Consider the following 6005-nt stretch of genomic DNA (forward strand, 5'->3'; position numbering starts at 1 on the left):
ATTCTGATTACAGCTTTATTATTTTTAATATACAAGGCTAGAAAGAAACTGCATGGCTTCAAAATTCCATTATTTCAATTTACATTAGATCTAGAGAAATCTTTTATTAAAACATTAATTATTATTTAAGGAGAGGATTTCAATGCTGTTAAACATTTATTTTGACACTTTCAACACTTATGCCCTTCCTCCCCGCATCCAACATCACAATGCAGACCACGAAGTATTAAAAAAGTTTAAGTTTGAGGTAAAGGGGCCACCACAATATATTTATAATTAAATAAATAATTCACTAGCTTCCTTAATTCATTATCATTACAGCATTTAACACAAGTTAGATGCTGTTTTTATTGTACAGAGATGAATACAAATATAAATAGCTTTCTTAAGAAATTAAATTTTAAAAAAGATTTAAGGCGAAATTTAAAGAAAAGCTTAATGCACGAAGCTCGAAAGAAGCTGAACACTTAAATATCAAAATGGGCGCAATCTTTTTTTAGGTTTAAATTTTGTAGTTCCATGGTTTGATCTTAATAAGAAGCCAGCGCTGCATACTGTTCTTGTTGACTTTGGAAAAACAAAGTCTCATCCCAAATATGAATCTCCCATTCCAAGTTTACTTGATGGGCTAACCGCACTCGAGTTTGAATTTGACTGCCTAAAGCCCACAAATCTTGTGCTGTTGCATTCCCCAAATTAATTAAAAAGTTACAGTGGGTTGAAGAACACTGGGCATCTCCAAGACGCTCTCCCCTTGCTCCTACTGCATCTATCCACTTCCAGGCAAAACTTCCCGGGGGATTTTTAAAAGTACTTCCCCCTGTGCGCACTTGTAAAGGTTGACTATTTTGTCGCTGCTGAACATATCTACGCATAAGTTCTAAAATTTTGGAGGGATCGCTTGGAGTACAAGACAATACAGCTTCAATAAAAATCCACCCAAAGGGGAGAGCACATCGACGATATTCGTACCCTAATTCCTTTGGGCTAAGAACATGCAATTCTCCTGAAGGACTCATGACGGTAACTTCTTCAAGCACATTCGAAATTTCGTGACCATAACATCCTGCGTTCAGTGCTAATGCTCCTCCTATCGTCCCTGGAATTGTATACAAAAACTCTAAACCAGAAAGCCCTGCTTTTTGTGCTGTTTGTGCAACAACTCGATCTAAAGCACCTGCTTGGACCCGAATGCGATGGTTTTCTACTGTAATAGAATGAAACCCTTTTTGTAATTTTATAACAAATCCTGGCCATCCCTCGTCGTGAACTAAAACGTTTGATCCAGCACCTAATATTCGATACGGCTTTGAAACCTGTCGAATAAATTGGCAAAGATCATGAATGTTTAAAGGTGAAAAAACTCCCAAACAAGGTCCCCCCACACGAAACCACGTATGAGCATCTAAACGATCATATAATTTTAAAGAACCTTTTAAAGCCCATAAATTCATTTCTTTACCTCCATACCAAAGAAGCATTAACTGTAGTTTTTACTCCAGTTAATACACGCTCTAGCGCTTCAGGTAAAGCGTAAGCAAGCTTTGTAATGTCTCCAGCTCCGCAGCAAACTATAATATCCTCTTGAGTTGAAAATCGTGCAATATGGTCACATAAGTCTGGCAAACTTAAGCTCCATTCAGAAAAAATGTAGGCCTTATCATGGAATTTTTGAATTTTCTCTAGCAAAGTTTTAGAGTTTATTCCTTCTACAGGGTGCTCTCCCGCGCTATACACTGGAAGAACCATCACTTCATCCGCGTTGGAAAAACTTTCTGCAAATCCTTCCATTAAATACTGAAGTCTTGTATAACGATGAGGCTGAAAAATAACAAAAATCTTTTGCTTTGGATAGTGACACCGTAACGCTTCTAATACGGCTTTGACTTCTGTGGGATGGTGAGCGTAATCATCTAGAACATGCACTCCTTGAGCTGAACCGGTATACGTCAACCTTCTGCGAACGCTTTCAAAGGTAGAGAAGGCTTTATAAACATCTGACGCTTTTATTTCCAAAGCTTGAGCTACAGATACTGCAGCCAGTGCGTTGTATACGTTGTGAATCCCTCTAAGCTTTAGCTTTAATTCTTCCCACAAAACAGGGCAAGGTCCTGTCAACATAACGTCAAATTTAGTACCTTCCAAAAAAGGAGAAACATTTTTACAGGAAACAGATCCTTGAGTTCCATAAGTTATATTTAATGAAGACTCGTTTTGTTTTACAAAAAAGTCACAAAAAGATCCAAGATTACCTAAAATCCTTTTTTGAGATGCTTTTAATAAAAACCTAGAAAAAAAAGAAAATAAATTTTCTTCTGTTCCGTAAAACTCCATGTGCTCTGGTTCTACGTTGGTAACAATCGCGATATCAACACGAGAAAGATTAAGAAAAGTGCCATCAGATTCATCAGCCTCTATAACAGCCCATGGACCTTTTCCTTGGCGCACGTTACTTTGGTATAACGGCATAATACCACCGGTAATAATAAGAGGATCAATCCCAGCAACATCTAACATATGTCCAATTAAGGCCGTAGTGGTCGTCTTCCCATGAGTTCCACTTACTGCAATAACTTTATAGCCCGAAATAAGGTAATCTAAAAACTGAGAGCGATGTAAAATTGTTTTATTTAATTTTTTTGCTTCCAACAATTCTACGTTTTTTGGCTGAATGCTGGAACTGACTACAACATAATCAACATCTTTGGAAATATAGGAAGCATCATGTCCTTGATAAAGTTTTGCCCCCATTTTTTCTAGAAAAGTTAGTAAACTTTCTTCCCCTGACAACGTACTTCCTGATACTCTGTACCCTTGTTCTAAGCACACACGAGCCAAGGCACTCATTCCAATTCCACCAATACCAATAAAATGAACGGATTTATCTATTTTTTTTGTCATACTTTTTACAATAACCTATTTTAACAACATTCCATTTAAACTTCAAACGTACATCACAGCACAAAAACAGCTTTTTTATCCATATGTACTATAATAAAAAACGATACAAAAACCAATACTACAAATAAAACAAATAAATACCTTTATTTTTTTTCATATTTTTTTTTAAAACTCATTTTGCCAATATTGAATCATCGCCATTGCTGCATCTTTGCGTCCAAAATTTTTCGCACGAGCTCCAGTATACAACAATCGCTGAGGGTGTTCTAGACTCTCTTGAAGGAAGAATGCAATTTTCTCTTCATTTAATTCGGATTGAGGGCAAGACCACCCTGCTTCTTGAGAAACCCAAAAAGCAGCATTGTAATCTTGGTGTTGATCTTTTGCGTAAGGATAGGGAACAAAAAATCCTCCACGTCCACAGCATGCCAATTCAGCTGCGCTAGAAGCACCACACCGACTGAACACCACATGTACTTGCTTTAAAATTTCCGGTAAAGATAAGAAAAAACTTCGAACATCGCAAGAAACATTTAATTGGTTATACCGTTCTTGCACATACGAAAGATCTTTTTCTGGGCATTGATGAAATATACAAAAAGCCTGACGGTGTGATTCATCAAGAAGTTCCAGCGCGTTTAAAAATACTTTGCTCCAAAAAGACGCGCTTTGACTGCCTCCTAAAATCAAAATTCCCAAAGGACCGTTTTCAAACTTAATATCAGGAATTTTAAAAAACTCTTTACGTACAGGAGTTCCCACCGGAATGACAGAAACAGTTTTTGGAACTTTTAACGTTTCAGGATATCCAGTAAACACTACAGGTATTCCTACCCATTTAGCAAGAAAACGATTTGCGCGTCCAAGCACTCGATCTGATTGATGTAAAGCAAAAAATTTGATTTTTTTCCCATCATATTTATAAAAAAACCATCCCAAAGCCATGGGGATCACACTCATTAATCCCCCAAAACTAAAAAAAGCCTGGGCAGAATTGGAATAAAGTTGAAAAAATTTTCGTGTTTGTTGAATCCACAGCCAAATCTGAAAACATAATGCTATAGGCTTCAAATAAAACTTATTGTGCCCAGAAGAAAAAGAAAAATTCTCAAGCACTTCTACATGATCGAACAAAGACACATCTTGCGTAATAAAACGTTCCCCCCGTTGATCTGTCAAAAGATATACCTCGTACGACAAATCTTTTAATCTTTGTGCCAAGGCAATGGCAGGAAATATATGCCCTCCTGACCCTCCAGCAATAAGCAGCACCATACTCTGACCTTGTTCTAAATCTTTTTTTGATTATCCATAAATTTTCTTTTTTTTCCATACTTAAATGTTTGAAGGGGCTAGATAGTGTCGTCACGAAAAGTTCAACCAAAGAAAAGGTATCTAATTTGAACGGAATTAAGAAATGAAGAAGTATTTTTGCGTATCGCGTTGCAATTCCTCTTCAGCGTTTCAGGTGAATAAATATGTTCTCTACAAGATGTCTAAGCTTGAAATATCTTTATTGTGTTCCCTTTGTTCTTTTCTATTTTTTCGGGAGAATAACAGGATTTATGTTATTTTTTCTCGCCTCATTAACGATTTGATTTGTATCATATCCTTTATCTGAAAGAAGATTTTGAGCGTCTATTCCTTCAAAACGCTGGCTAGCTTGTTTGCAATTAGCAACCATACCCGATGTTAATACTCTAACCGGCATGGGCATCCACAGCCAAATTAAGTTTTATATTGTGGCTTCGTGTTGATCCCCTTTTTGTGCAGCCCCCCATATCCTGGCCCACCTTCCTTAACCTTTGCGGCATAAGGATGCACTTTTATATGGCTGGCATATAATCCGCCACTCATAGTTTGGATCAACAATCAATTTTTCTAAAAGATTTTCCAAAATTGTCTTTATCTTTCCATCTGAAAAATCTTCTGTGCGTATTTTTCCAAACTCCATAGCAAGGGGGAATATCTCGCCAAGGGGAACTCGTTCTTAAAATCCACAAAACAGAATTTAACGATTGTCTTTTGCTTTTCCCTCCCTAACTCCCATTTTTTTTCTGGCAGATAAGGCCAAGTATTTTCCAAGATTTCTCTGATATGTTGTGTCTTTTGTGCGATTGCGTTATTTCTCTTAAAAAATAAAATTTTTGATTCCTGTTATATTATATTTTATCTCATGACGACATCATCTAAGGAAACGAATAGCTTACTTTAACATTTGTGTGTGTTGCTAAAATGCACGAAAAAAGATTTTTTTCAAAATAAAATATTTTTGTAATACCTCATAAGGAAAGTTGTTTTTGTCTTTGATTTTTCTTGCCTATTTTTTCTAACCAAACGATAAATTAATTTTTATTAATGTTTTTCTACATCAATTAGAATTTTTAGTAATTCCAAAAAAATTTCATCTTTAACTGCCTTCCAAAAAATTTTAGTTTGTAAAAGGATTTGACTTTTTTCTGAAAGATGATAAAATAACAAATAGTTGTCTCCATAGTCTAGCGGTTAGGACGCTGCCCTTTCAAGGCGGTAGCGCGGGTTCGATTCCCGCTGGAGATGCCATTTTACCAGGATAAAAATGCAAAAAATTTTAATGGCAAAAGCAGTTGCTTTATGGTTGATTGATAATACAAAACTTACATTTCAACAAATTTCTGAATTTTGTCGAATGCATGAGCTTCAGATAGAAGCTTTGGCCAACGGCGAGGGGAACATCGCTTCTATGGATCCAGTTATGCTGGGGGACCTTACAAAAGAAGAAATTATTCGTTGTGAAGGAGATCCTAGTGCTGTATTGATGCTAAATCGAAAGGTGGGCACCTGTCAAAAGAAACGAAAAGCTTACGTAAGCTTGGCAAAACGAAAAGAAATTCGAAATGGAGTGTTGTGGTTAGTGCGGTTTTATCCAGACCTTAAAGACACCGATATTGTTAAATTTCTTCCCACCACCAAAAGCACCGTTCATGCTATTCGTTCTGGAATGTATTGGGATATCAAGAGTTTAACACCGAAAAATCCTGTTTTGATAGGTTTGTGTACACAGGAATCTTTAGAGCAGTTGATTGCCTTAAGTGAAGAGCGCAGCCCTTCTTATCATAAAAATT

Annotated in this window: 4 protein-coding genes, 1 tRNA gene and 1 pseudogene; 2 read left to right on the top strand and 4 right to left on the bottom strand. The window is 36.5% G+C overall.

The annotated features are described in order from the left end of the window. Positions 1–530 precede the first annotated feature (530 nt). From murB to K737_RS08990, 4 genes and pseudogenes are all read right to left on the bottom strand, one after another. Complete coding sequence (gene murB / locus K737_RS05275) at positions 531–1454, bottom strand: UDP-N-acetylmuramate dehydrogenase (protein ID WP_024161486.1); 924 nt, start codon at positions 1452–1454, stop codon at positions 531–533. 4 nt (positions 1455–1458) lie between these two features. After that, positions 1459–2901, bottom strand: coding sequence for a UDP-N-acetylmuramate--L-alanine ligase (murC, locus tag K737_RS05280; RefSeq protein ID WP_006301421.1), 1443 nt, complete (start codon positions 2899–2901; stop codon positions 1459–1461). A 165-nt stretch (positions 2902–3066) separates the two neighbouring features. Further along, positions 3067–4176, bottom strand: coding sequence for a glycosyltransferase (locus K737_RS05285; protein WP_006301424.1), 1110 nt, complete (start codon positions 4174–4176; stop codon positions 3067–3069). A 101-nt stretch (positions 4177–4277) separates the two neighbouring features. Then, positions 4278–5027, bottom strand: a pseudogene (locus tag K737_RS08990) (IS5 family transposase). Between the two features lie 361 nt (positions 5028–5388). Here K737_RS08990 and K737_RS05300 point away from each other — a divergent pair. Next, positions 5389–5463: transfer RNA gene (locus K737_RS05300), tRNA-Glu, on the top strand. Between the two features lie 16 nt (positions 5464–5479). After that, a partial coding sequence (locus K737_RS05305) for a cell cycle transcriptional regulator TrcR (protein WP_023491281.1) occupies positions 5480–6005 on the top strand: 526 nt, incomplete at its 3' end.

The organism is Holospora undulata HU1, from assembly GCF_000388175.3.
Taxonomy (GTDB): Bacteria; Pseudomonadota; Alphaproteobacteria; order Holosporales; family Holosporaceae; genus Holospora; species Holospora undulata_A.

Excerpts from the sequence above, each read along its gene's own strand:
- murB (WP_024161486.1), bottom strand. The coding sequence starts at position 1,454 with ATGAATTTATGGGCTTTAAAAGGTTCTTTAAAATTATATGATCGTTTA.
- murC (WP_006301421.1), bottom strand. The coding sequence starts at position 2,901 with ATGACAAAAAAAATAGATAAATCCGTTCATTTTATTGGTATTGGTGGA.
- K737_RS05285 (WP_006301424.1), bottom strand. The coding sequence starts at position 4,176 with ATGGTGCTGCTTATTGCTGGAGGGTCAGGAGGGCATATATTTCCTGCC.